Annotated in this window: 19 protein-coding genes; 8 read left to right on the forward strand and 11 right to left on the reverse strand. The window is 72.8% G+C overall.

Annotated elements, in window-relative coordinates; genetic code table 11:
- Positions 1–149: 149 nt before the first annotated feature.
- Positions 150–974: an ABC transporter ATP-binding protein gene (locus ACWGKJ_RS15075; RefSeq protein WP_385016861.1), complete on the forward strand. Its 825-nt coding sequence runs from the start codon at positions 150–152 to the stop codon at positions 972–974.
- Between the two features lie 24 nt (positions 975–998).
- Here ACWGKJ_RS15075 and ACWGKJ_RS15080 read toward each other — a convergent pair whose 3' ends face one another.
- On the reverse strand, positions 999–1,547 hold the full coding sequence (locus ACWGKJ_RS15080; protein ID WP_385016858.1) for a DUF1697 domain-containing protein: 549 nt from the start codon (positions 1,545–1,547) through the stop codon (positions 999–1,001).
- 86 nt (positions 1,548–1,633) lie between these two features.
- Positions 1,634–2,854 (reverse strand): macrolide-inactivating glycosyltransferase, encoded by a 1,221-nt coding sequence (mgt, locus tag ACWGKJ_RS15085; protein WP_385016856.1) that lies wholly within the window; start codon positions 2,852–2,854, stop codon positions 1,634–1,636.
- 135 nt (positions 2,855–2,989) lie between these two features.
- Between mgt and ACWGKJ_RS15090 the strand changes: the two genes are divergently transcribed.
- Positions 2,990–3,841, forward strand: a complete 852-nt coding sequence (locus ACWGKJ_RS15090) for a phosphotransferase enzyme family protein (protein ID WP_385016854.1) — start codon at positions 2,990–2,992, stop codon at positions 3,839–3,841.
- 163 nt (positions 3,842–4,004) lie between these two features.
- Here ACWGKJ_RS15090 and ACWGKJ_RS15095 read toward each other — a convergent pair whose 3' ends face one another.
- Both ACWGKJ_RS15095 and ACWGKJ_RS15100 read right to left on the reverse strand, forming a co-directional pair.
- Positions 4,005–4,718 (reverse strand): 3'-5' exonuclease, encoded by a 714-nt coding sequence (locus ACWGKJ_RS15095; RefSeq protein ID WP_385016852.1) that lies wholly within the window; start codon positions 4,716–4,718, stop codon positions 4,005–4,007.
- 147 nt (positions 4,719–4,865) lie between these two features.
- Entirely contained in the window at positions 4,866–6,098 is a 1,233-nt protein-coding gene (locus ACWGKJ_RS15100) for an SAV2148 family HEPN domain-containing protein (protein WP_385016849.1), read from the reverse strand.
- A 218-nt stretch (positions 6,099–6,316) separates the two neighbouring features.
- Between ACWGKJ_RS15100 and glgX the strand changes: the two genes are divergently transcribed.
- Positions 6,317–8,581, forward strand: coding sequence for a glycogen debranching protein GlgX (glgX, locus tag ACWGKJ_RS15105; RefSeq protein ID WP_385016846.1), 2,265 nt, complete (start codon positions 6,317–6,319; stop codon positions 8,579–8,581).
- 48 nt (positions 8,582–8,629) lie between these two features.
- Positions 8,630–10,969 (forward strand): malto-oligosyltrehalose synthase, encoded by a 2,340-nt coding sequence (gene treY, locus ACWGKJ_RS15110; protein ID WP_385016843.1) that lies wholly within the window; start codon positions 8,630–8,632, stop codon positions 10,967–10,969.
- Positions 10,970–11,008: 39 nt separating this feature from the next.
- On the opposite strand, the gene ACWGKJ_RS15115 is transcribed toward treY, so the two are convergent.
- Positions 11,009–11,536: an FHA domain-containing protein gene (locus tag ACWGKJ_RS15115; protein WP_385016840.1), complete on the reverse strand. Its 528-nt coding sequence runs from the start codon at positions 11,534–11,536 to the stop codon at positions 11,009–11,011.
- A gap of 169 nt (positions 11,537–11,705) precedes the next feature.
- On the opposite strand from ACWGKJ_RS15115, the gene ACWGKJ_RS15120 reads away from it, so the two are divergent.
- Positions 11,706–12,668 carry a GNAT family N-acetyltransferase gene (locus ACWGKJ_RS15120; RefSeq protein ID WP_385016837.1) on the forward strand — a complete coding sequence of 321 codons (963 nt, stop codon included), beginning with the start codon at positions 11,706–11,708 and terminating at the stop codon, positions 12,666–12,668.
- Here the strand turns inward: ACWGKJ_RS15120 and ACWGKJ_RS15125 are convergent.
- Positions 12,649–13,764, reverse strand: coding sequence for an alpha-L-fucosidase (locus ACWGKJ_RS15125; RefSeq protein WP_385016835.1), 1,116 nt, complete (start codon positions 13,762–13,764; stop codon positions 12,649–12,651). The two genes, ACWGKJ_RS15120 and ACWGKJ_RS15125, sit on opposite strands and share 20 nt — an antisense overlap.
- Positions 13,761–15,140 (reverse strand): GH1 family beta-glucosidase, encoded by a 1,380-nt coding sequence (locus ACWGKJ_RS15130; protein ID WP_385016832.1) that lies wholly within the window; start codon positions 15,138–15,140, stop codon positions 13,761–13,763. The genes ACWGKJ_RS15125 and ACWGKJ_RS15130 overlap by 4 nt, the downstream gene beginning before the upstream one ends.
- 174 nt (positions 15,141–15,314) lie before the next feature.
- Between ACWGKJ_RS15130 and treZ the strand changes: the two genes are divergently transcribed.
- Entirely contained in the window at positions 15,315–17,060 is a 1,746-nt protein-coding gene (gene treZ / locus ACWGKJ_RS15135; RefSeq protein ID WP_385016829.1) for a malto-oligosyltrehalose trehalohydrolase, read from the forward strand.
- Between the two features lie 135 nt (positions 17,061–17,195).
- Here the strand turns inward: treZ and ACWGKJ_RS15140 are convergent, their stop codons facing one another.
- Positions 17,196–18,320, reverse strand: a complete 1,125-nt coding sequence (locus tag ACWGKJ_RS15140) for a M24 family metallopeptidase (RefSeq protein WP_385016826.1) — start codon at positions 18,318–18,320, stop codon at positions 17,196–17,198.
- 221 nt (positions 18,321–18,541) lie between these two features.
- Positions 18,542–19,216, reverse strand: coding sequence for a nucleoside/nucleotide kinase family protein (locus ACWGKJ_RS15145; RefSeq protein ID WP_385016823.1), 675 nt, complete (start codon positions 19,214–19,216; stop codon positions 18,542–18,544).
- Between the two features lie 74 nt (positions 19,217–19,290).
- Between ACWGKJ_RS15145 and ACWGKJ_RS15150 the strand changes: the two genes are divergently transcribed.
- Positions 19,291–19,680, forward strand: a complete 390-nt coding sequence (locus tag ACWGKJ_RS15150) for a VOC family protein (protein WP_385016820.1) — start codon at positions 19,291–19,293, stop codon at positions 19,678–19,680.
- Positions 19,681–19,714: 34 nt separating this feature from the next.
- The gene (locus tag ACWGKJ_RS15155) at positions 19,715–21,214 is read left to right on the forward strand and encodes a hypothetical protein (RefSeq protein ID WP_385016817.1); all 1,500 of its coding nucleotides are present in this window, start codon (positions 19,715–19,717) and stop codon (positions 21,212–21,214) included.
- Between the two features lie 163 nt (positions 21,215–21,377).
- On the opposite strand, the gene ACWGKJ_RS15160 is transcribed toward ACWGKJ_RS15155, so the two are convergent.
- Positions 21,378–22,235 carry a class II fructose-bisphosphate aldolase gene (locus ACWGKJ_RS15160; protein WP_385016814.1) on the reverse strand — a complete coding sequence of 286 codons (858 nt, stop codon included), beginning with the start codon at positions 22,233–22,235 and terminating at the stop codon, positions 21,378–21,380.
- 3 nt (positions 22,236–22,238) lie between these two features.
- Positions 22,239–23,123, reverse strand: a complete 885-nt coding sequence (locus ACWGKJ_RS15165; protein ID WP_385016812.1) for an SIS domain-containing protein — start codon at positions 23,121–23,123, stop codon at positions 22,239–22,241.
- Positions 23,124–23,206 lie beyond the last annotated feature (83 nt).

Below are 23,206 nucleotides of genomic sequence, written 5' to 3' on the forward strand. Positions count from 1 at the left end.
ACTCCCCGACCGCGCGTCGGCGGATGTCCGGGCGGTGTGCGGGACGCACGGCCTCGCCCCTCTGCCCCGGTTCCCGCTGCCCCGGCACGCCGGCCCGCGAGGCCCACCGGTTCTCGCCCCTGGAGGGGCCGCGCCCGACCGAGCAAGAGATGGATGAAGGAGCTGAACGACCTGTGAGCACCGTCGTGATCCGTGCGGACGACGTCGATTTCGTACGGGACGGGAACCTGCTGCTCGACTCGGTCTCCCTGACCGTGCACAGCGGGGAGCACTGGGCTCTGCTCGGTGCCAACGGCGCCGGCAAGTCGACCCTGCTCGGGCTGCTGGGCGCCGTGACGCACCCGACCCGGGGGAAGGTGGAGATCCTCGGCCGGACGCTCGGCCGGGTGGACCTGCGGGAACTCCGCTCTCACCTGGGGCACATCAACCCGCGCCATCCGCTGCACTCACCGCTTCGGGTCCGTGACGTCGTCCTGACCGGTCTCACCAACTCCATCGAGCCCGTGCCGCGCTGGTCGCCGACCGATGAGCAGCTCAAGCGGGCCGACCGGCTGCTGACCATGCTCGGCATGGGCGGCGACAAGGCGGACTCCCGGTGGCCGACCCTGTCGCAGGGCGAGCGGGGCCGGACCCTGATCGCCCGCGCGCTGATGCCGAGCCCCCGTCTCGTCCTGCTCGACGAACCGGCCACCGGACTGGACCTGGCCGCCCGCGAGCAGCTGCTGACCAGCCTGGACGAGCTGCGCGCCGAGCACCCGGAGCTGGCGACGATCCTGGTCACCCACCATCTGGAGGAGCTTCCCGCGTCCACGACGCACGCGATGCTGCTGCGCGACGGCGCGTGCCTGGGCTCGGGGCCGGCCGACGAGGTGCTCACCACCGACCAGGTCAGCAAGTGCTTCGACCACCCGGTGCGGATCACCCGCACGGACGGCCGCTGGGCGGCCCGTTCCGAACGGGCCGCACGGCACTGACGGCGAAATCACAGCGGGCCCGTCTCAGCCGCCGGTCATCTCCACCAGCTTGAGCACGGTGTTCCAGTTGCGGGAGGTACCGGTGACCCCCTTGTTCGCGGCGGGCCTGTTCAGGGCCTCCGCGAGCTTGGAGCGGCCGAGACCCTCCGGGGCGTACAGATAGAGCACCCGGTCGCCGAGCCCGAACTCCTCCGGCAGGTACGCCTGTCGGTCGATGCCGGTGAACCGCTCGGGCCCGACGGGGCCGGAGAAGTAGGTGGCGTGCAGCTGCTTGCCCTGGAGCCCGGCCGCCGGGAAGGGACAGCCGTCGGCCACGGCCCGCAGATAGGCGTGGTCGCGGACGAGACAGTCCACCGTGAAGCCGAAACGGTCCGCGATGGCCCGTTCCACCCCGGCCGCCAACTCGTCCTCGCCTGACGCCTCGCTGCTGAAGACGGCGTTCCCGCTGTTGAGGTACGTACGGACATCCCCGTGGCCGAGCCCGGTGAGCAACTCCCTGAGGTCCGCCATGGGGACCTTCCTGTTGCCGCCCACATTGATGCCGCGCAGCAGTACCGCGTATCTGGTCGTCATGGGACGAACATAGACGGCGCGATTCCCCCGGGGGCCGCCTTCCGGCGGGCGGCCGCCCGGTCATGGCTTCGTTCCCGCCGGGCCGCCTACCGGGCGGGCGGCGCGGGCAGTTCCGCCTCGATGAGGTCGGCCGCACGGCGGGTGCCGCCCTCCTCCGCCATCGCGGCGCCGATACGCGCCAGCCGCCCGGCGACCTCCGGATCACCGGCCACATCGAGCACCGCTTCACGCAGCGTCGCCGCGGTGACGTCCGCCATCGGGAGATGCCGGGCGACGCCCAGCGACTGGAGCATGTCCGCGTTGGAGAACTGGTCGACGGCCTGCGGGACGGCGACCATCGGTGTCGCCGTGGCCAGCCCCTCCTGGCTGCCGCCCGCTCCGGCATGGGTGAGGAAGGCGTCGGCCTGCCGGAGCACGGCGAGCTGCGGGACCCAGCGCGCCACCTCGAAGTTGGCCGGAACCTGGCCCAGTTCGGACACGTCGACGTGCTTGCCGATCTGCAGCACCACATGCCAGCCGGGCAGGTCCCCGAAGGCCGCGATGCACTCGCGGTAGAAGCCCGGCTGCTTGGTGAAGGTCGAGCCGAGCGAGACGAGCAGCACCTTCCCGGCGTCCGTCGGCCGCTGCCACTCCCCCTGGTCCCTGCGGTCGCCCTGGCAGGCACCGACGAAGGTGTATCTGGTGTCGTCCACCCGGTCGCCGTAGGGCTGCATCGCGCGCGGGATGAGGACGATGCTGCGGCGGGGACGTCCGACGAACGGGTCGGGGTCCTGGCCGATCCCGTTCTCATCGAGCCAGGCGCGGAAGCGCGCGTAGTAGGCCCGGCCCCGCTCGGTCGCCATCAGCTGTGCCCTCCTCGGCTCGCCGACCTCCTCATCCGCCCCCTCCCAGGCCACCAGGTTCGGGGAGAGCGAGATGTCGGGGACGCCCCAGCGGCGGGAGAGCACGATCGCCGGGTACGCGGTGATGTCGTGCAGGATCAGATCGGGCACGCCCACCCCGTCCGGCCCCTCGTGGGCCTCGATCAGCTGAGGCAGCACGGCGATGGCGTCGCGGAGGAACGGCTCGATGTTGTCGATCAACTCGGTGCCCCAGGCCGCTGGGTCGTCGTCGGTGGGCAGGGTCGAGGTGTAGACGACGGGCTCGGCACCGGTCTCCGCCACCTTTTCGGCGAAGGACGCCGGGATCGCGTAGGTGACGCGGTGGCCGCGGGCGACGAGTTCCCTGATCACTTCCAGACTCGGGTTCACGTGCCCGGCGGCGGCGATGGAGAACATGGCGATATGGGCACGCTTCGGTGAGTTCATGCCACGACGGTAGGCGAGACGAGACGTCTCGTGCAACTTATTTCGGCGGCCCGTGGAGCCCGCCCCCGGGGATGCCGGGCTCCTCCTGCGCGGATGCGAAACTTGGCCGTGCCGAACGAGAGCGGGAGACAGCACATGGACGAGTCAACGGCGCGGGACATCCTGCGGACGGCAGGTCTGGCCCAGGACGCGGAGCTGCTGGCGCTGGGCGAGAACGCGGTCTTCGCGGACAGCGGACTCGTCGTCAAGGTGGGCCGGGCCCCGGAGCTGCTGGAGCGGGCGGAGCGCGAACTGGCCGTGGCGGGGTGGCTCGCCGACGCGGATGTCCCGGCGGTGCGCGCGGCCGAGCCGTCGCCCCGGCTGGTCGGCGGGCATCCGGTCACACTCTGGCACCGGCTCCCGGAGGCGGTCCGCCCGGCCGCACCCGCGGACCTCGCGGAGCTGCTGCGCTCCGTCCACGCGCTGCCCGCCCCCGCCTTCACACTCCCCCCGCGCGAACTCCTGGGCGGGGTCGAACGGTGGCTGCGGCTCGCGGGGGACGCCATCGACCCCGCGGACGCGGACTACCTCCGCGAGCGCCGTGACGGCTTCGCATCGGCCGCCGCCGCACTGACACCCCGTCTGCCCCCGGGTCCGATCCACGGCGACGCGCTGCCGCGCAACGTCCATGTCACCCCGGACGGACCGGTCCTGGTCGACCTGGAGACGTTCTCGTCCGACCTGCGGGAACACGACCTGGTGGTCATGGCCCTCTCCCGGGACCGCTACGGGCTGCCCCCGCAGGCGTACGACTCCTTCGTCACCGCCTACGGCTGGGACGTCCGCGAGTGGGAGGGCTGCGCGGTCCTGCGCGGCGCCCGCGAGACGGCAAGCTGCGCCTGGGTGTCCCAGCACGCCCCGGCCAACCCCCGCGCCCTCGAAGAGTTCCGCCGCAGGGTGGCGTCACTGCGCGAGAACGACCCCGGGGTCCGCTGGTATCCGTTCTGAGTCGCAAGCGGCTCCGCACGGATCCGCTCGCGGACCCAAGTGGCTCCCCACGGATCCGTCCAGGGCCCGAGTGGCTCCCCGGATCCGCTCCAGGGCCCGAGCGGCAGCCTCAGTTCCGTCCGCGCGCCCCGGAGCCGGCCCGGCAACAGGGGTGGCGAGCGGGTCACCGGCTCCTGGGGATGACCGGCCAGGCCGGCTCGACGACCGCCGCCGGGTCGGCCGTGCGCCGGAGGTAGGCCTGCAGCGAGGCCGACTGCTCGGCCGCCGCCCGTATCTGAAGGCCATGCAGATCCGCTAGTGGCATCGCCCCGACCGGCTGGTGCGTCTCCCCCATGCGGCGCACCACCCGGGCGGCGGCCACCGCGTCCGCGCTCGCGTCGTGCGCGTCGTCCAGCTCCACCCCGTAGTAGGCGCACAGCGCGTGGAGGGCGCGCTTGCCCTTGCGGTACTTGTCGACGTGCTTGTCGATCACCAGCGGGTCGATGACGGGCGAAGGCGCCGCGCCGAGCCGCTCGCTGACCGATGCCACCCCATGGCGCCGGCACTCACGGTCGAGCAGCGACAGGTCGTACCGCGCGTTCATCACCACCAGCGGCACCCCCGAACGCAGCACCGCGGCAACGGTACGGGCGATCTCCTCCACGGCGGAGGCCGCCGGCGCCCCGTGGGTCCGGGCATGGTCCGTCGAGATGCCGTGAATCGCCGCGGCCTGCGCGGGTATCACCACACCCGGGTCGATCAGCCACGTGCGCTGCTCCTGGACGCCCCCGTCCGCGCCCAGCCGCACGACGGCCGCCGTGACGATGCGGTCCGTCTCGACATCGGTGCCGGTCGTCTCCAGGTCGAAGCCGACCAGCGGTCCCCGGTGCCAGCTCATGGCGGCCCTCCTTCGTGGTACGTCCCCCAAGTGGTCACCACCCTCGCATGCGCCACTGACAGCGGGACCGGCCACCCGGTCCGCCAGGTCAGCCCCGTCCACCGGAACGGTCGGGAGCGGCGGCACCCACGGCAGCCGGGCGGCGGATCAGGACACCGGCCGCGAATCGCCCCACACGGACTCGAACTCGTCCCGGTACGTCTCGAAGAGGCCGTGCTCCGCGTCCTGCCCCTGCCTGACCACCGCGCGTCCGCCGCCCCTGAGTACCAGGACCGGCGCCTCCATCCCACGCGCCCTGCGCAGATACGACTGGACGACCGCGAGACCGTCCGCGCCGTCGCCGTCGACCAGACAGGCCATGAAGCGCGGCGTCTCGTCGAACACATGGATCTCGAAGGCACCGGGGTCCCGGAGCCTGGACCGCACCCGGCGCATGTGCAGGATGTTCGTCTCCACCGCGCGGCTCAGCTCACCCTTCTTCAGCCCCAGCTCCCGCTCGCGCCGTTTGACCGCGCTGCTGGCCGGGTTGAGGAAGAGCAGCCGGACCCGGCACCCCGACTCGGCCAGCCGGACCAGCCGGCGGCCCGAGAAGTTCTGGACCAGGAGGTTCAGTCCTATCCCGATCGCGTCGAGCCTGCGCGCCCCGCCGAACAGGTCCTCGGCGGGGATCTGCCGCTGGAGCCGTACGCGGTCCGGGTGGACCCCGATGACATCCGCGTACCGGTCCCCCACCAGGTCCTCGACCGCGTCCACCGGGAGGCGTTCGGCGGACGGCGCGCCCGACCCGCCGCCCAGAATGTCCAGCAGCCGCGACGAGGCCCGTTCGGCCTGGGCCAGCACCGCCTCGGAGAGCGCCCGGTTGCGGGAGACCACGTTGCGGGTGACCTCCAGCTCGTCCAGGGCCAGTTCCACATCGCGCCGGTCGTCGTAGTACGGCTCGAAGCACGGCCAGTGCTGGACCATCAGTTCCCGCAGCTGAGGCAGGGTGAGGAAGCTGAGGACGTTGTCGTCGGCCGGATCGAGCAGATAGCCCTTGCGGCGCGAGACCTCCCGTACCGCGACGGCGCGCTGCACCCACTCCTGGCCCGCCGGGCCCGCCGCCGCGACCACCCAGTCGTCGGCGTGCACCGGTTCGTAGATGGGACGCAGCACCGCGGCCACCACCGCGCGGAGCCGCTGCTCGACCAGGTTCAGCCAGATGTAGGCACGCCCGGCCCGCTGGGCGCGGGTCCGCACCTCGTTCCAGGCGCCGGCGTCCCAGTCGAGTTCCGCCCCGATCTCCATGGGCCGCGCCAGGGAGACCGCCCCGGGTGGGACACCTGTGGAGCCCCCGTCGTGACCCGGGTCACCTGGGGGCAGCTCCAGCCCTCCCGAGCCCACCCGCGTACCGCCTTTCACTCCCCCTGCAACGATCAAGGAAGGGTACTCCGCGCGCGGGATCCGGTGCAGCCCGATGCGCAGGCTCCTTTCCCAACTCCCGTATTCGTGGTGACCGTTCCCCGTGACCGGACGGGGCCGAGTGAGGGGATTCATAGTGGTTCGTGGCGAGGACGCGCGGACACGGGTGAGTCGGCGCCTGATGTGGAAGAGTCGTGCCCATGCAGGTCTGGCCGGGACAGACATACCCGCTCGGCGCCACGTACGACGGCGCCGGGACCAATTTCGCGGTCTTTTCGGAGGCCGCCGACCGAATCGAGTTGTGCCTGCTGCACGACGACGGCTCAGAGACGGCGGTGGAGCTGAGAGAGACGGACGCCTTCGTCCGCCATGCCTATCTGCCCGGCATCATGCCGGGCCAGCGGTACGGATTCCGGGTGCACGGCCCGTACGCGCCCGAGAGCGGGCAGCGGTGCAACTCGGCGAAGCTGCTCCTCGATCCGTACGCCAAGGCGGTGAGCGGCGAGGTCAAGTGGGACGAGTCGGTGTACGGCTACCACTTCGGCCGGCCGAACTCGCGCAATGACCTGGACTCCGCCCCGCACACCATGGCATCGGTGGTGGTCAACCCCTACTTCGACTGGGGCGACGACCGGCTGCCGCGGACTCCGTACCACGAGACCGTGCTCTACGAGGCCCATGTGAAGGGCCTGACCATGCTCCATCCGGCGCTCCCCGACGAGATGCGCGGGACGTACGCGGCGCTGGCGCATCCGGCGGTCATCGAACATCTGACGGGTCTCGGGGTCACCGCGCTGGAGCTGATGCCCATTCACCAGTTCGTCAACGACCACCGTCTGGCGGACAGCGGGCTCTCGAACTACTGGGGCTACAACACCATCGGGTTCTTCGCCCCGCACAACGCGTACGCCTCCTGGGGCGACCGCGGCGAACAGGTGCTCGAATTCAAGCAGGCGGTACGAGCGCTGCACGAGGCCGGGATCGAGGTGATCCTCGACGTGGTCTACAACCACACCGCCGAGGGCAACCACCTGGGTCCGACGCTCTCCTTCCGCGGCCTGGACAACGCCTCCTACTACCGTCTGACGGACGATCCGCGCTACTACATGGACACCACGGGCACCGGCAACAGCCTGCTGATGCGCTCTCCGCACGTGCTCCAGCTGATCATGGACTCGCTGCGCTACTGGGTCACCGAGATGCACATCGACGGTTTCCGCTTCGACCTGGCGGCGACCCTGGCCCGTCAGTTCCACGAGGTGGACCGGCTGTCGTCCTTCTTCGATCTGGTCCAGCAGGACCCGGTGGTCTCCCAGGTGAAGCTGATCGCCGAACCGTGGGACGTGGGCGAGGGCGGCTACCAGGTGGGGAACTTCCCGCCGCTGTGGACCGAGTGGAACGGCAAGTACCGCGACACCGTGCGGGACCTGTGGCGGGGCGAGCCCCGGACGCTCGCGGAGTTCGCCGGGCGGCTGACCGGCTCGTCGGACCTGTACCAGGACGACGGGCGGCGCCCGCTGGCCTCGATCAACTTCACCACCTGCCACGACGGGTTCACGCTGCACGACCTGGTGGCGTACAACGACAAGCACAACGAGGCGAACGGCGAGAACAACCGGGACGGCGAGAGCCACAACCGGTCGTGGAACTGCGGCGCCGAGGGCGAGACCGACGACCCCGGTGTACTGGAACTGAGGGGCCGCCAGATGCGGAACTTCATGGCCACACTGCTGCTCTCGCAGGGGGTGCCGATGCTGAGCCACGGCGACGAGTTCGGCCGCACCCAGCACGGCAACAACAACGCGTACTGCCAGGACAGCGAGCTGGCCTGGGTGCACTGGCCCGGCCCCGGGGGACCGGCGGCGGACCAGGAGGTCCCAGGAGGCGGCTCCGGCCAGGACGGCACGGAGAGCGCGGAGGGCGCGGAGGGCCAGGACAGCACTGACAGCACGGAGAGCACCGGCACGGACCGCTCCGGAAGGAGCGCCTCCGGCGGCCGGGGCGCGAACAGCACCCTGCTGGCCTTCACCCGGGCGATGGTGGCGCTCCGGCGCGAGCATCCCGTCTTCCGGCGGCGGCGCTTCTTCCACGGCCGCCCGGTGGAGGGCACCCACGACGACCTCTCCGACATCGCCTGGTTCACCCCGGAGGGCGAGGAGATGGTCCAGCGCGACTGGCAGGCGGCGCACGCCAAGGCGCTGACGGTCTTCCTGAACGGGAACGCCATCTCGGAGCCGGGGACCCGCGGTGAGCACATCGCCGACGACTCGTTCCTGCTGATGTTCAACGCGGGCGCGGAGGAGATCGAGTTTCTGGTGCCGGTCAACCACGGCAGACAGTGGGAGGTCGTCGTGGACACCGCCCATGAGGACGGAGTGCCTCCGGGCCCCGGCCCCAAGGTGGACGCGGGCGACCGGCTCGCGCTGATCGGGCGGAGCCTGACCGTACTGAAACGGCCGGCCTGACACGCCGGGGGTGACAGGGGACCGCCGAAACGGGGTACGTAGGTTCCCATGACGCCCACCGCGACGTACCGGCTTCAGATCCAGCCGCAGTTCCCGTTCCCGGCCGCCGAGGCAGCGGTGCCCCGGCTGGCCGCCCTCGGTGTCTCGCACCTCCATCTGTCCCCGGTCCTCGACGCCGTGCCCGGCTCCACCCACGGTTACGACGTCGTGGACCACACCCGGATCCGCGACGAGCTGGGCGGCGAGGCCGGGCTGCGCGCGCTGGCGCACACCGCGCGCACCCATGGGCTCGGTCTCGTCGTGGACATCGTGCCGAACCATATGGCGGCGGCCCCGCGGTTCAACCGGCCGCTCTGGGAGGTGCTGCGCGAGGGCCCGGTCTCGCCGTACGCGCGCTGGTTCGACATCGACTGGGAGTCGGGCGGCGGCAAGGTGCTGCTGCCCGTCCTCGGCCACCGGCTCGGCGACGAGCTGGAGCGGCTGCGGGTCGACGGGGACGTGCTGCGCTACTACGACCACGCCTTTCCGCTGCGCGAGGGCACGGCGCGGCTGCCGCTGCCCGAGCTGCTCGACGCCCAGTGGTACCGCCTCGGCTGGTGGCGGCTGGCCCGTACCGAGCTCAACTACCGCCGCTTCTTCACCATCTCCGACCTGATCGGGGTACGCGTCGAGGACCCGGCCGTCTTCGACGCGACCCATGCCAAGATCCTGGAGCTGATGGACGACGGCGTGATCGAGGGGCTGCGCGTCGACCACCCGGACGGACTGGCCGACCCCGGCGCCTATCTGCGGCGGCTCGGTGAGGCGACGGGCGGCCGCTGGACCGTGGTGGAGAAGATCCTCACCGGCGACGAGCGGCTGCCCGCCGACTGGGCGGTCGCCGGGACCACCGGGTACGACGCCCTGCACCGGATCGACGGCCTGTTCACCGATCCGGCGGGCGCCGCCGAGCTGGTCCGCCACTACCGGGAGTACGCCGGGCCCGCCGGCGACCGGGGCGGGCACTGGGAGTCGACGGTCCGCCGGGCCGCGTACAAGGTCATCACCCATGAGCTGGCGGCCGAGACCACCTATCTGGCCCGCACGGCGGAGCGGATCTGCGCGGCCGACCCGGCGCTGCGCGACCACGCGCCGTGGGCGCTGCGGACGGCGCTGCGCGAGCTGCTGGTCCGGATGCCCGTCTACCGGCCCTATGTGACCGCGGGCGGGCCGACGCCCGACATCGCGGAGGCCACGCTGGATCCGGAGACGGTACGGCAGGCCGCCGCGTCCTTCACCGTGGCGGAGGAGTCGGCCGTCGTCGGTGTCGTACGGGATCTGGCGCTCGGCAGGCTGGGCGGCGGCCCCGACCGGGCCGCGTTCTGCGCCCGGTTCGCGCAGACCGCGTCCGCGCTGCGCGCCAAGTCGGTCGAGGACACCGCCTTCTACCGCTACACGCCGCTGGTGTCGGCGGGCGAGGTGGGCGGTGATCCGGGAGCGCCCGCGGTGAGCCCGGCGCGCTTCCACGCGTTCTGCGCCCGGACGGCCCGCGACTGGCCGGCCGGCGGGACGGTGCTGACCACGCACGACACCAAACGCAGCGCCGATGTCCGGGCGCGGATCGCGGTCCTCACCGAGTGCCCGGAGCACTGGGCGGACCTGCTGGGGCGGCTGACCACTCCGGCGCCCGATCCGCAACTGGCCTGGGTGGCCTGGCAGACCGTGTTCGGCTTCGGGCTGCCCGACCAGGAGCGGCTCGGCCCCGCGCTGCTGAAGTCGGTGCGCGAGGCGGGGCTGCACACCAGCTGGACCGAGCAGGACGCCGGGTACGAGCAGGCGGTCGACGACTTCACCGCTGCGGGTCCCGCGGGCCCCGCGCAGTCGGCGGTCGCCGAATTCGCCCGCGGGCTCGGTCCGCACGTACGGGCCAACACACTCGGCGCCACCCTGGTCCATCTCACGATGCCCGGGGTGCCCGACGTCTACCAGGGCACCGAGGGCTCGTACATCGCACTGGTGGATCCGGACAACCGCAGACCCCCGGTGCCCGTCGACCCGTCGGACGAGAAGCTGGCGCTGACCACCACGGCGCTGCTGCTGCGCCGGGACTGCCCGGAGGTGTTCGGCGAGTCCGGGACGTACCGGCCGCTCGAACCCGAGGGGCCCGCCGCCGGCCACTGTCTGGCCTTCTGCCGCTCGGGGGAGGTGGTCACGGCGGTGACCCGGCTCTCCCTGCGGCTGGAACAGGCGGGTGGCTGGCGGGACACGGAGCTGCCGCTGCCCGCCGGGGTGTGGCTCGATCTGCTGGCGCCCGAGCGGGAGTTCACCGGGCGGGTCGCCCTGGGCGAGCTGTTCGCGGTACGGCCGGTGGCACTGCTCAAGCGGGTCGCGCCGGCGGGCTCGGGGTGAGTGGGCCCGGTGCCCCTCGGCCGGAGGGAGCGTGGCCGGTCACTCCGATGAGAGCCGGAAGTGGATGCGGCCGAATCCGACCGCGTCGCCGTCGCGTACGACGACCGCGCCGGTGACCCGGTGTCCGTTGACCGTCGTACCGTTGGCCGAGCCCAGGTCGCGCAGCACCCAGAGGCCGGCCTGGAGGCCGAGTTCGGCGTGCAGGCGCGACACCGTCTCGTGGTTCAGGCGCAGGCCGTTGACCGGGTCGCGGCCTATCCGCAGCGGGTACGGGCCCGGGGCGGGCAGGCGCAGTTTCGGCAGCCGTTCGGCGGCCCAGGCCCTGCGCATCCGTCCGGGGAAGGCCGACACCTGGCCGACCGCGCCCAGCAGCCGCTGCGACCAGCCCCGGCCGCTCTCCAGGTCCGCGGTGAGGGCGGTCAGTTCGTCGGACCTGCGGGCGGCGAGGGCCAGTTCGGTGCGGCGCACGAAGGTGTCATGGGACAGCCTCCCCTGGACCGCGCCCTCCTTGAGCACTCCGAGCACCCGGTCGCGCTCGGCGTCGGAGAGCCGGGCAGGGACAGCCATAGGTGGCTCGTGGGCGGGCGCCGGGGAGTCTGAGGAGGACGTCACGGGGTTGATTGTCGGCCGGATCCGGTGCGGGTGTCCAGGCGCCCCTGGGTTTCCGATAACCATGTGACCAGGCAGGACGCCGATTGTTACGGTCTGCGGACATCCCCCCTACCCAGGAGCCTCTTTGCACGCGAAGCCGTACGAACACGAGCTGGTGGTCCGCCCGTTGAGCGGGCCGGACGAGCTCGCCCTCTTCCGCACACTGCCGTACACACTCGACCACGAGCTGGCCGACGACCTGGCGCGTGGTCTGCGCCGTCCCGAGTGGATGTGGGTGGCGCTGCGCGGCGACCGCGTACTGGCGCGGGCCGCCTGGTGGGCCCCCGCGCCCGGCGCCGCCCCGTACACGCTCGACTTCTTCGACCTGGACGACACGCTGCCCGAACCGGAGCGCGTCGATACCGGGGTGCGGCTGCTGGAGACGGCGATGGCGCGGCTCTTCCCGGCCGGCGCTGAGCGCCCCGAGTACGGCCGGTTCATCCCGCCGGACTGGCGCACGGATCCGGTCGCCCACGAGGTGGTCGGGGCCCGGATGCGGGCTGTGGAGCGGACCGGGGCGCGGCTGCTGGTCGAGCGGCTGCGGCTGGAGTGGACCCCGGGAGCGGCGGCGGCCCCGGCGCCGGACGGCCGGCTGGTCTTCCGGCCGGTGCGCGACCGGGAGGATCTCGTCTCGCTGATGGCCCTGGTCGCCGAGGGCTCGCTCGACGCCCACACCCGGGCATCGGTGGCGACCGGGCTGAGTCCGCGCGAGGTGTCCGAGCGGCAGTACGACGAGGAGCTGACGGGCTACCGGAGCCCGGCCGGCTGGTGGCGGGTCGCCGAGCTGCCGGGCGGGGAGCCGGTCGGCTTCGTGATTCCCGCACGCAACAACTACCACGCGATCATCGCGTACATCGGCGTGCTGCCCGCCCACCGGGGACACGGGTACATCGACGGGATCCTCGCCGAGGGCACGAGGATTCTCACCGGTGAGGGTGTGGAGCGGATCCGTGCGTCGACGGATGTCGGCAACGTCCCGATGGCGCGGGCCTTCGAGCGGGCGGGTTACGCGAACTTCGAACGGGCCGTCAACATGGTGTGGGACTGAAGCCGGCGGCCTCGCCGAGCCAGTCCAGCCGGCGCTGCTGCTCCGGCGGGATGGTGGCGTCCTCACCGCGCGGACCGACGTTGAGCAGCAGATTTCCGCCGTCGGACCGGACCGTCGCGAGCAGCGCGGCGAGCGCCTCGCGGCCGATGAAGGAGTTCTCGCCCGAGTTCCGGTTGTAGCCGAAGCTGTGGTCGACGCCGCGGGTGATCTCGAAGGGGTCGGGGCCGGTGTAGCGGGAGTACTCCGGTGTCCTGAAGTCGTAGTACGGGGGCTTCTTGGGGACGAAGCCCTCGTCGCTGGCGACCGTGCGGCGGTCCCAGCTGTTGTACGCGGCCCGCAGACCGGGCAGCCGCAGCGTGCGCCACAGCGGGGTGTACGGGTAGAGCCGGTCGTTGACGACACCGTGCGGGACGGTGAAGCGGTAGTACTCGACCAGGCGCCGGATTCCGGCGCGCCCCGCGGGCCAGGCGATGTCGTTCCAGAGGATGTCCGGGTGGTAGCGCCTGATCAGCTCCCGCAGCTGGGCGTCCGCGTACGCCGGGTAGGCGCCGCGCGGGACGGCGGCCACCGTGTCGGCCGCGGTCGCGATGGGGCGCGGCTGGAACGTCCAGTCGAGGCCGCCCGAGTAGTAGACGCCGAACCGCAGCCCCTCGGCCCTGACCGCGTCGGCGAACTCGCCGACGACGTCGCGCGGGGTGTGCCAGCCGGGCTGGTGCGGGTTGCGGACCCCGGAGGGCCAGAGGCAGTAGCCGTCGTGGTGCTTGGTGACGAGGACCGCGTAACGGGCCCCGGCCGCGCGGAAGCGGCGTGCCCAGTCCGCCGGGTCCCAGCCGCTCAGCGCGTCCGCGAAGTCGCCGCCGAACGCCGTGTACGGGCGGGTGCCGTACGTCTCCCGGTGGTGGGCGGAGACCGGGCTGCCGGGGAAGCGGAGGGAGTTCTCGTACCACTCCCCGTACGAGGTCCAGCCGAGGTGCGCGCGCCCCGCCGGGTCGTACGACGGTGCCCACCCCGGCACGGACGCGGGGGTCCAGTGCACGAAGATCCCCAGTTGAGCCTGTTGCCACCACGGAGCGACCATGGCTGAAGTACTGGTCATTGCGACTGGTGTCCGTCCGTGCATCCGGCCTGCGAACCGCGGATGACCTCCGCGTACCACCGGTAGGAGTCCTTCGGGGTGCGGCGCATCGACTCGTAGTCCACGTGCACCAGGCCGAACCGCTGTGCGTTCCCCTCGATCCACTCGAAGTTGTCGGTGAGCGACCAGGTGAAGTAGCCGCGGACGTCGACCCCCTCGGCCATGGCGGCGTGCAGGGCGCGCAGATGGCCGTCGAGGAAGTCGATCCTGCGGGCGTCGTGCACTCCGTCGTAGCTGCAGCCGTTCTCGGTGATGTAGAGCGGCGGCAGCCGGTCGCCGTAGCGGCTCTCCAGCTGGATCAGCATGGAGCGCAGTCCGTCGGGGACCACCGGCCAGCCGAAGTCGGTGCGGTCGTATCCCTCGATCTCCCTGATACCGAAAGGCAGTTCGGGCGGTATGCCGAACCCGGCGAAGGTGTCGAGGGCCTGCGGGGCGGGTGCGCCGACGAGGGTGGGGTTGTAGTAGTTGACCCCGTACCAGTCGAGCGGGGCCGAGATGGTCTCCAGGTCCTCGGCGACCGGTCCCGGCATCAGGGCCGCGAAGTTCTCGTCCGGGTAGGCGCCGGTGAGCAGCGGGTCGGCGAAGAGCCAGTTGGAGAGCGTGTCGTAGAGCCCGGCCCCGAAGCGGTCCTCCTCGCTCTCGCCCGCCGTCCAGACCGGGGTGTGCGAGACGGCGATGCCGATGTGGGACGCTCCCGCCGCGCGCAGCGCCCCGACGGCGAGACCGTGTGCGAGCAGCTGGTGGTGGGCGGCGGGCAGCGCGTCGAAGAGCAGTTTCTTACCGGGGGCGTGCTCGCCCAGCGCGTAGCCGAGGAGCGTCACCTCGGCCGGTTCGTTGATGGTGATCCACATCGGGACCCGGTCGGCGAGGCGCTCGGCGACGACGGCCGCGTACTCGGCGAAGCGGTGGGCGGTGTCGCGGTTGAGCCAGCCGCCGTTCTGTTCGAGGGCGAGCGGGGTGTCCCAGTGGTAGAGCGTCGGCGCGGGTCTGATGCCCCGGGAGCACAGCTCGTCGACGAGCCGGTCGTAGAAGTCGAGCCCCGCCGGGTTGAGCGGTCCCGAGCCGTCCGGCACGACGCGCGGCCAGCTGACCGAGAAGCGGAAGGCCCCGGCGCCGAGCCCGGCGAGCAGCTCCACGTCCTCGCGGTAGCGGTCGTAGAAGCCGGTGCCGCGTGAGCCGTCGGTGCCGTCCTTGACCCGGCCGGGCCGGGCCGCGAAGACGTCCCAGCCGGACGGGCCCTTGCCGTCGGCGCCCGCCGCTCCCTCGGTCTGGAAGGCGGATGCTGACGCGCCCCACAGGAAACCGGGCGGGAAGGCGGGCAGTGGCGGAATCCTCATGGATCGCGACCCTAATGGCCCGAGTGCGCTCGCTCCAGCCCCTGATCTTGTCAAGATGAGAGCCTGCCGGCCGATGGCGGTCCCGACCACACCCCGTCCCGGCCGGACGACCGTCCCGACGACACGACCGTTCCGACGACACGACCGTTCCGACGACACGACCTAGGGGATGCAGTGCTGTTCGACGTGTGGGCACCGGAGAAGCGCGAAGTCACGCTGGAGCTGGCCGGGCGGGAGCTGGCCATGGAGCGTGATCCGCTGCGGGAGGGCTGGTGGGCCGTCACCGCGGAGGCGTCGGAGGGCGATCACTACGGCTTCCGGCTCGACGGCGGGCCGGTGCTGCCCGACCCGCGCTCGCGCCGGCAGCCCGCGGGACCCGACAGTCTGAGCGCCGTCGTCGTCCACGACGCGTTCCCGTGGCGCCAGGAGTGGCCGGGCCGTGCGCTGCCGGGCGCCGTCCTCTACGAGTTGCACATCGGCACGTACACCCCGGAGGGCACCTTCGACGCGGCGGCCGCCCGGCTGGACCATCTGGCCGCGCTGGGCGTCACCCATGTCGAGCTGATGCCGGTCTGTCCCTTCCCGGGCCGGCACGGCTGGGGGTACGAGGGGGTCTCGCTGTGGGCGGTGCACGAACCGTACGGCGGCCCGGACGGGCTGAAGCGCTTCGTCGACGCGGCCCATGAGCGGGGGCTCGGGGTCGTACTGGACGTGGTCCACAACCACTTCGGCCCCTCCGGCAACCATCTGCCCTCCTACGGCCCGTACTTCACCGACACCCACCAGACCCCCTGGGGGTCGGCCGTGAACCTGGACGCGCCCGGATCCGACGAGGTCAGGGCGTATCTGCTGGGGAGCGCGCTGGCCTGGCTGCGCGACTACCGGATCGACGGGCTACGGCTCGACGCGGTGCACGCGCTCGTGGACGGGCGGGCCCTGACCTTCCTGGAGGAGCTGTCGGCGGCCACCGACGCACTCTCGGCCGGTCTCGGGCGGCCGCTCTTCCTGATCGCCGAGTCCGACCTCTGCGACCCGCGGACGACGACCCCGCGCGGGGCGGGCGGTCTCGGTGTGCACGCCCAGTGGAACGACGACTTCCACCACGCCCTGCACACCGCGCTGACCGGCGAGTCCCAGGGGTACTACGCGGATTTCGCCGCTGAGCCGCTGGCCGCCCTGGCCAAGACCCTCACCCGGGTCTTCTTCCACGACGGTACGTACTCGACGTTCCGCGGCCGGACCCACGGCCGCCCCGTGCACCGCGTGTCGACGCCCGCGCAGCGCTTCGTCGGGTTCGCGCAGACCCATGACCAGATCGGGAACCGGGCGCTCGGCGACCGGCTTTCGGCGAGTCTGTCGCCCGGTCTGCTGGCGTGCGCGGCGACCCTGGTGCTCACCGCGCCCTCGGTGCCGATGCTGTTCATGGGCGAGGAGTGGGGGGCGGGCACCCCGTGGCAGTTCTTCACCGACCACACCGATCCGGATCTGGCGGAGGCCGTACGGAACGGCAGGCGGCGGGAGTTCGCCGAGCACGGCTGGGCCGAGGGGGACATCCCCGACCCGCAATCACCCACCACCCGGGAGCGGTCCTGTCTCGACTGGGGCGAGCTGGACGGCGGCCACCACTCGCGGCTGCTCGCCTGGTACCGCGAGCTGATCGCGCTCCGCCGCACCTGCCCCGATCTGCTGGACCCGGACCTGGCCGCGGTGAAGGTGGCGTACGACGAGGACGCGCGCTGGCTGGCGCTCCGCCGGGGCGACCTGCGAATCGCGGTCAACCTCGGCGCCGGGACGGCACGGATCCCGCTGAACGGGCGCGGCAGCCGGATCCTGGCCTGCTGGGAGCCGGTCCGTACGCCGGGCGGGGACGGGCTGTTGCTGCTGCCGCCGGAGTCGTGTGTCGTACTGACGGATGTGTGAGGGCCTGACACCTGGCGGATGTGTGAGGGTGCGACGGACGTGTGACGGCCCCCGGCGGGCTCGGTGCCGGGGCGGGGCGGTGGGGCCCGCCGGGGGTGGTGGAGTGCGCCGGGTGGCGCCCGCCGGGGGGGGTGGCTACTCGACGACCGCCAGCTCACGCCGGGTGGTGTTGAGCCGCCGGCCGCCGTCCTCGGTGACCGTGACGATGTCCTCGATCCGGACGCCGAAGCGGCCGGGGAGGTAGATGCCCGGCTCGACCGAGAAGCACATCCCGGGCACCAGCGGCTGCTCCTCGCCCTCGATCATGTACGGGGGCTCGTGGGTGGTCACACCGATGCCGTGGCCGGTGCGGTGGATGAACCGCTCGCCGTACCCGGCCTGGGTGATGACCGCGCGCGCCGCCCGGTCGATCTCCTGGCAGGCAACGCCGGGGCGCACCGCACGGCAGCCCGCGTCCTGCGCCTCGCGGACGATGTCGTGCACCCGCTGCTCCTCGGCGCCCGGGGCGCCGACATGGACGGTGCGGGAGGTGTCGGAGCCGTATCCGTCCTTGAGCCCGCCGAAGTCCAGGACGACCATGTCGCCGGTCCCGATGACGCGTTCGCCCGCCTCGTGGTGCGGGTTGGCGCCGTTGGGGCCGGAGCCGACGACCGTGAAGTCCACCTGCTCGTGCCCGAACCGCCGCAGCAGCGCGGCCAGATCGGCGGCGACCTCGGTCTCGCTGCGGCCGGAGAAGCGGACCTTGAGGATCTCCTTGTAGGCCGCGTCGGCGGCGGCGCCCGCGGCTTCGATGCGGGCCAGTTCGGCCGCGTCCTTCACGGCGCGCAGCATCGGCAGGGCCTCCGTCAGCGACCGGTACGAGCTGTCGGGCAGGGCGCGCTGCAGCCCGAGCAGATGCATCGCCCAGCCGTTGTCACTGACCGCGAACCGGCCGTCCGGCCTGAGGAGTCCGGCGGTGAGGCCGTACGGATCCTTCCCGTCCGTCCAGTCCAGCAGGGTGAGCGCGGGGGCACCGACGGCGCGCTCGGCATCACCGGCCTCCAGTGCCGGTACGACGAGGACCGGGTCCCGGTCCTCCGTGATGACCAGGAGGGTCATCCGCTCGGTGGCGGCGGTGGGCCGGTATCCGGTGAGGTGGACGAGGTCGGGGCCGGGCGCGACGAGTACTCCGGCGAGCCCCGCGTCCGCCGCGCTCCGGGCGGTACGGGCCATACGGGCGCGGTAGTCGTCGGCGGTGAACGGTACGGGTTCGGTGGACATGGCCCCCATCCTGCCGGGCGACGGCCCGGGACGCGACGCCCGGGGAGGTGGCGGTCCTCAACGCGACGCCGGCGGAAGTGACGGTCCGGGCGCGGCGTTCAGGGGTACGGCGCGGTCGGGCCTGCCCAGGACCGGGTGCTCAGAGGTACGGGAGCGTCAGGCCGGCCCGGGACGCGCCGCTCAGCGGTACGGGGCGGTCGGGCCTGCCCGGGAAATGGTGCTCACGGGTACGGCACGATCAGGTCGGCCCTGGTCCTGGTCCGCTCGATCAGCCGGGCGTTGGCCTCGTCGGACCGGTGCACCCAGCGCTCGGCCTCCGCGCGGCTCCTGCCGTACCGGACATGACGCTCGATGAGCCTGCGGACGCGTGCCGCGTCCGCGGGGTTTCCCGGGCGCTCCGCGGAGTGCGGGCGGTCCGGGCCGTCGGGGCCCCCGGGTCCGTCGGGCAGCTCCGGGCCGACGTACCACGCCTCGTCGAGCAGCGCCCTCGCGCGCGGCCAGTGCAGCAGATAGTTCCCCTCGGTGATCACGAGCGGGACCCCGGGTACGACCGCCACGGCCCCCGCGACGGGTTCCTCCAGCGCGCGGTCGAAGGCGGGCGCGTACACGGTGTCGCCGCCGGGCGCACGGAGCCGGGCGAGCAGGGCCACGTACCCGGCCTCGTCGAAGGTGTCCGGGGCGCCCTTGCGGTCGGCCAGGCCGAGGCGGCGCAGTTCGGCCCCGGCCAGGTGGAAGCCGTCCATCGGGACCACCACGGCGAGCGGGCCGAGCGCCTCCGCGAGGTGCGCGGCGAGGGTGGACTTCCCCGCGCCCGGCGGGCCCGCGATGCCGAGAACCCGCCGGTGCCCGGTCCCGGCGAGCAGCCGGGCACGGTCGATGAGGTGCTGCTCCGTCATGGCGGTCATTGTGCCCAGGCGGTCCACCGGGCGCGAGTGGTACGTATAACCAGCCTCCGGTTAGCCTCTCCGCCATGGCACACATCGCACTGATCACCCTGGTCGTCCACGACTACGACGAGGCCATCGGCTTCTACACCGGCGCGCTCGGCTTCGTCCTCTCCGAGGACACCGACCGCGGCGACGGCAGCCGCTGGGTGGTGGTCACACCGCCCGGCGGACAGCCCGGCACCGGTCTGCTGCTGGCCCGCGCCAAGGACGAGGCACAGCGCGCGAGCGTCGGCGCCCAGACGGGCGGCCGGGTCGGTTTCTTCCTGCACACCGAGGACTTCGTACGCGATCACGCCCGGATGCGGGCGGCGGGCGTCCGCTTCCTGGAGGAGCCGCGCCAGGAGCCGTACGGTGCGGTCGCCGTCTTCGAGGACCTCTACGGGAACCGCTGGGACCTCCTGCAACCGGCGTGAGAGTCATGTCGGACATGGCTGTTACGTTTCCCGTATGACGGTTTACGGACGTGCCATCGCCCTCCTCGGGGACCGGCCGGAGCTGGCTGAAGTGGCGGCCCGCCCCTTCGGTTTCGACGTGGCGGGGGCCGCGTACGGCGGGTCGGTCCGGCTGGCGTCGGGAGCGCCGCTGGCGGCGGTGGCCGGGGATGGCAGGGGTGGCACGTTCTTCGTGTGCGGCGCGGGCCCCGTGCTGTACGCATCGGCCGGTGGCCCGGCCGGGCTCGTCGCCGGGAGCGCGGACGAGGCGCTGGAGCTGGCGATCGGTCTGCCCGGATGGCACGGCCTGCTGGAGCTGTCCCCCGCGGAAGCCGGTGCGCGGCTCTCCGCCGCGGCGGCCTCGCCCGGCGGTGCGGTACGGGGGCCGCTGCCCGGTCTCGACGCCCGGCGGTCCGCGCTGCGCGAGGCCCTGGGGCTCCCCGACCGCTCCCCCGCCGAACTGTTCGCCCGGCTGCACACGGCCCTGCTCCGTACCGAACCGGACCATGTGCTGCTCGAAGCGGCGGGCGGCCGGGCCCGTGCGCGGCTCGGTCCGCATCCGCGCCCGCCGCTGCGCGAGACGGTGCTGCGCCCCGGTCTGGAGGATCTGGCGCGACTGCGGGAGGAGACGGTCCGGTGGGCCGAGGTGGCGGGCGACGGGGCGCGGCGCGCCACGGTGCTGCGTGCGGCGCAGTTCGACCGGCAGGACCGCGATCTTCCCCTGCTGCGGCGTCTGTTGGCGGCCGAGACCGCCGACGCGGGTGATACGGAGACGGGCGAGGAACTGCGTCTCGCCGCGGTGCTGGTGGCCCTGCACGGCAGCGCCGATGACCTGCCCCTGCTGCGGGCGGCCCGCGCCGCGCAGCGGACCGGGCGCCGGGGGCTGCCGGAGATACCCGAGCGTTCCGGGGAGCTGGCGGAGTGGGCGCGCGGGCTCGGCGGTCCGGGGCCGGGCGACGATCCCGCACGGGAGCCGGAGCTGACGTGGATACGGCTGGCCGGAAAGCAGGGCCGCACCGAGCACGCCCGGGTGGCGCTGCTGCGCATCCTGGACGCGGCCGAAGAAGCCGGCACCGGGGAACGGGCGGATCTGCTGCGGGTGCTGAGCGTCGAACTGGAGACGCTCGGCGACCTGAGCCAGGCGGCGCGCGCCCAGACCGGGTACGCGGCCCGGGTGACCGGGGTGCGTGACCGGGCGTTGGCGAGCCGCAGGCTCGCCGGGCTCCAGCGGCGCACCGGGGACCTGCCCGCGGCCTGGCGGACCCTGCGGCCGGTCCCGGAGCTCCTCGACGCGGACGGCGCGGGGCAGCGGTGGCGGCAGCTGGGCCTGGGCCGGATGGTCGCCGCCGAGCACTTCGAACTCGCTCTCGCGGCCGCCGGAGCCGGACTCGCGTCCATCGCCCGGGAGTCGCTGGCCGTCGCCGGGGAACTGCACACCGGAATGGGCAGATCCGCCCAGCGCAGCCTCGGCATGCTCGCCCAGGAGACGAAGTGGGCCGTGGCCCGGCTCAGGTAGGCCGAGAAGTCCTGCTGTCCGACCGGGTGGCGGGCGCCAGGCCGCAGGCGGTGGGCACACCCCGCGCCCTGTCACCTGCCACCCGCCCCGCCGCCCGCTGTCCGCCCCCGCCGGCTGCGCCAGAACGTAACCATGGCGCCCCCGGGCCGCGGGGGCGGGCCCGTCAGGCGGCGGAACCGACCAGCTTGACCAGGCCGGTGACGGCGTCCGCCATCGCCTGCCGCCCGGCCTTGAGGTACTTCCGCGAGTCGACCGCCTCGGGCTGGGCGGTCAGCACCTCGCGGATCGCTGTGGTCATGGCGATGTTCAGCGCCGTACCGATATTGACCTTGGCGATACCGCCTGCGACGGCCGCCGCCAGTTCGGCGTCCGGCACCCCCGATGAGCCGTGCAGGACCAGCGGCACTCCGACGGCGTCCCGCAGCCGCCCGAGCAGTTCGTGGTCGAGGACCGCGGTGCGCGAGGTCATCGCGTGCGAGCTGCCGATCGCGACAGCGAGCGCGTCCACGCCGGAATCGGCCACGAAGGCGGCGGCCTCGTCCGGGCGGGTCCGCGCCCCCGGAGCGTGCGCGTCCAGCGGCGCCGCCCCGTCCTTGCCGCCGACCTCGCCCAGCTCGGCCTCGATCCACAGCCCGCGGGCATGTGCCCAGTCGGCCGCGTCCCGGGTCGCGGCGAGGTTCTCCGCGTACGGCTGATGCGCGGCGTCGTACATCACCGAGCTGAACCCGGCGTCGGCGGCCTGCCGCAGCAGGGCGTCGCTCTTCACATGGTCGAGGTGGAGCGCGACCGGTACGGACGCGGCCCCGGCCAGTGCGGCGGCGGCGCGGGCGAGCGGAAGCACCTGGCCCTGCCGGTACTTCACCGCGTTCTCGCTGATCTGGAGGATGACCGGGGCCCCGGCGGCCTCGGCCCCCGAGATCACGGCCTCCGCGTGCTCCAGCGTGATGATGTTGAACGCGGCCACCGCGCCGCGCCGCGCGGCGGCGTCGGCGACCAGCGCGCCACTCTCGGCAAGGGGCATCGCTCAGCCCTCGGCAAGGATGACGGAGCGGGTGAGGTGGCGCGGCGAGTCCGGGTCGAGGCCGCGCGCGGCCGCGATGGCGACGGCCAGGCGCTGCGCCCGTACCAGCTCGGCGAGCGGGTCGAGGCCGCCGGCCACCCACATCCCGCCGGTGGCCCGGACCTGCTCCTCCAGGCCCTCCGGGGTCTCGCCGAACATCCAGGTGGCGGTGCCCTCTGTGGTGATGCTGATGGGGCCGTGGCGGTACTCCATGGCCGGGTAAGCCTCGGTCCAGGAGAGCGAGGCCTCCCGCATCTTCAGCGCCGCCTCCTGGGCCAGGCCGTTGCTCCAGCCCCGGCCGAGGAAGGTGAACTGCGAGCAGTCGACCAGACCTTCGGGCAGCGGCTCGGCGAGCGCGGTCCGCGCGTCGGCCACCACGGAGTCCGTGTGCAGACCGAGGTGGGCGCGGAGCAGGGTGAGCGCGGTGGTGGCGAACCGGGTCTGGACGACGGACTGCTCGTCGGCGAAGTCGAGGACGACGATGTCGTCCGCGGCCTCCATGACCGGGGTCTTCGGGTCACCCGTGATGGCGGTGGTGCGGGCCTTTCCGCGTACCCTGGCGAGGAGTTCGAGCACCTCGGTCGTGGTGCCCGAGCGGCTGAGTGCGATCACCCGGTCGTAGCTGCGGCTGAAGGGGAACTCGGAGGCCGCGAACGCGTCGGTCTCGCCCTGCCCGGCTCCCTCCCGCAGCGCGGCCACGGCCTGCGCCATGAACCACGAGGTGCCGCAGCCGACGATCGCGACGCGCTCCCCGGCGGCCGGCAGCGCCGCCTTCTGGCTCCCGGCCAGCTCCGCGGCGCGCTCCCAGCACTCGGGCTGACTGGCCAGCTCGTTCTGGACATGGCTCATGCTGATCCACCCCTCAAGGTAATGATTGTTTCTGCAAGATACTTCGTTGTTTCAATCACAATCAAGCAAGTAACGGTTTCTGG

It is taken from the genome of Streptomyces sp. NPDC054757 (assembly GCF_053612185.1).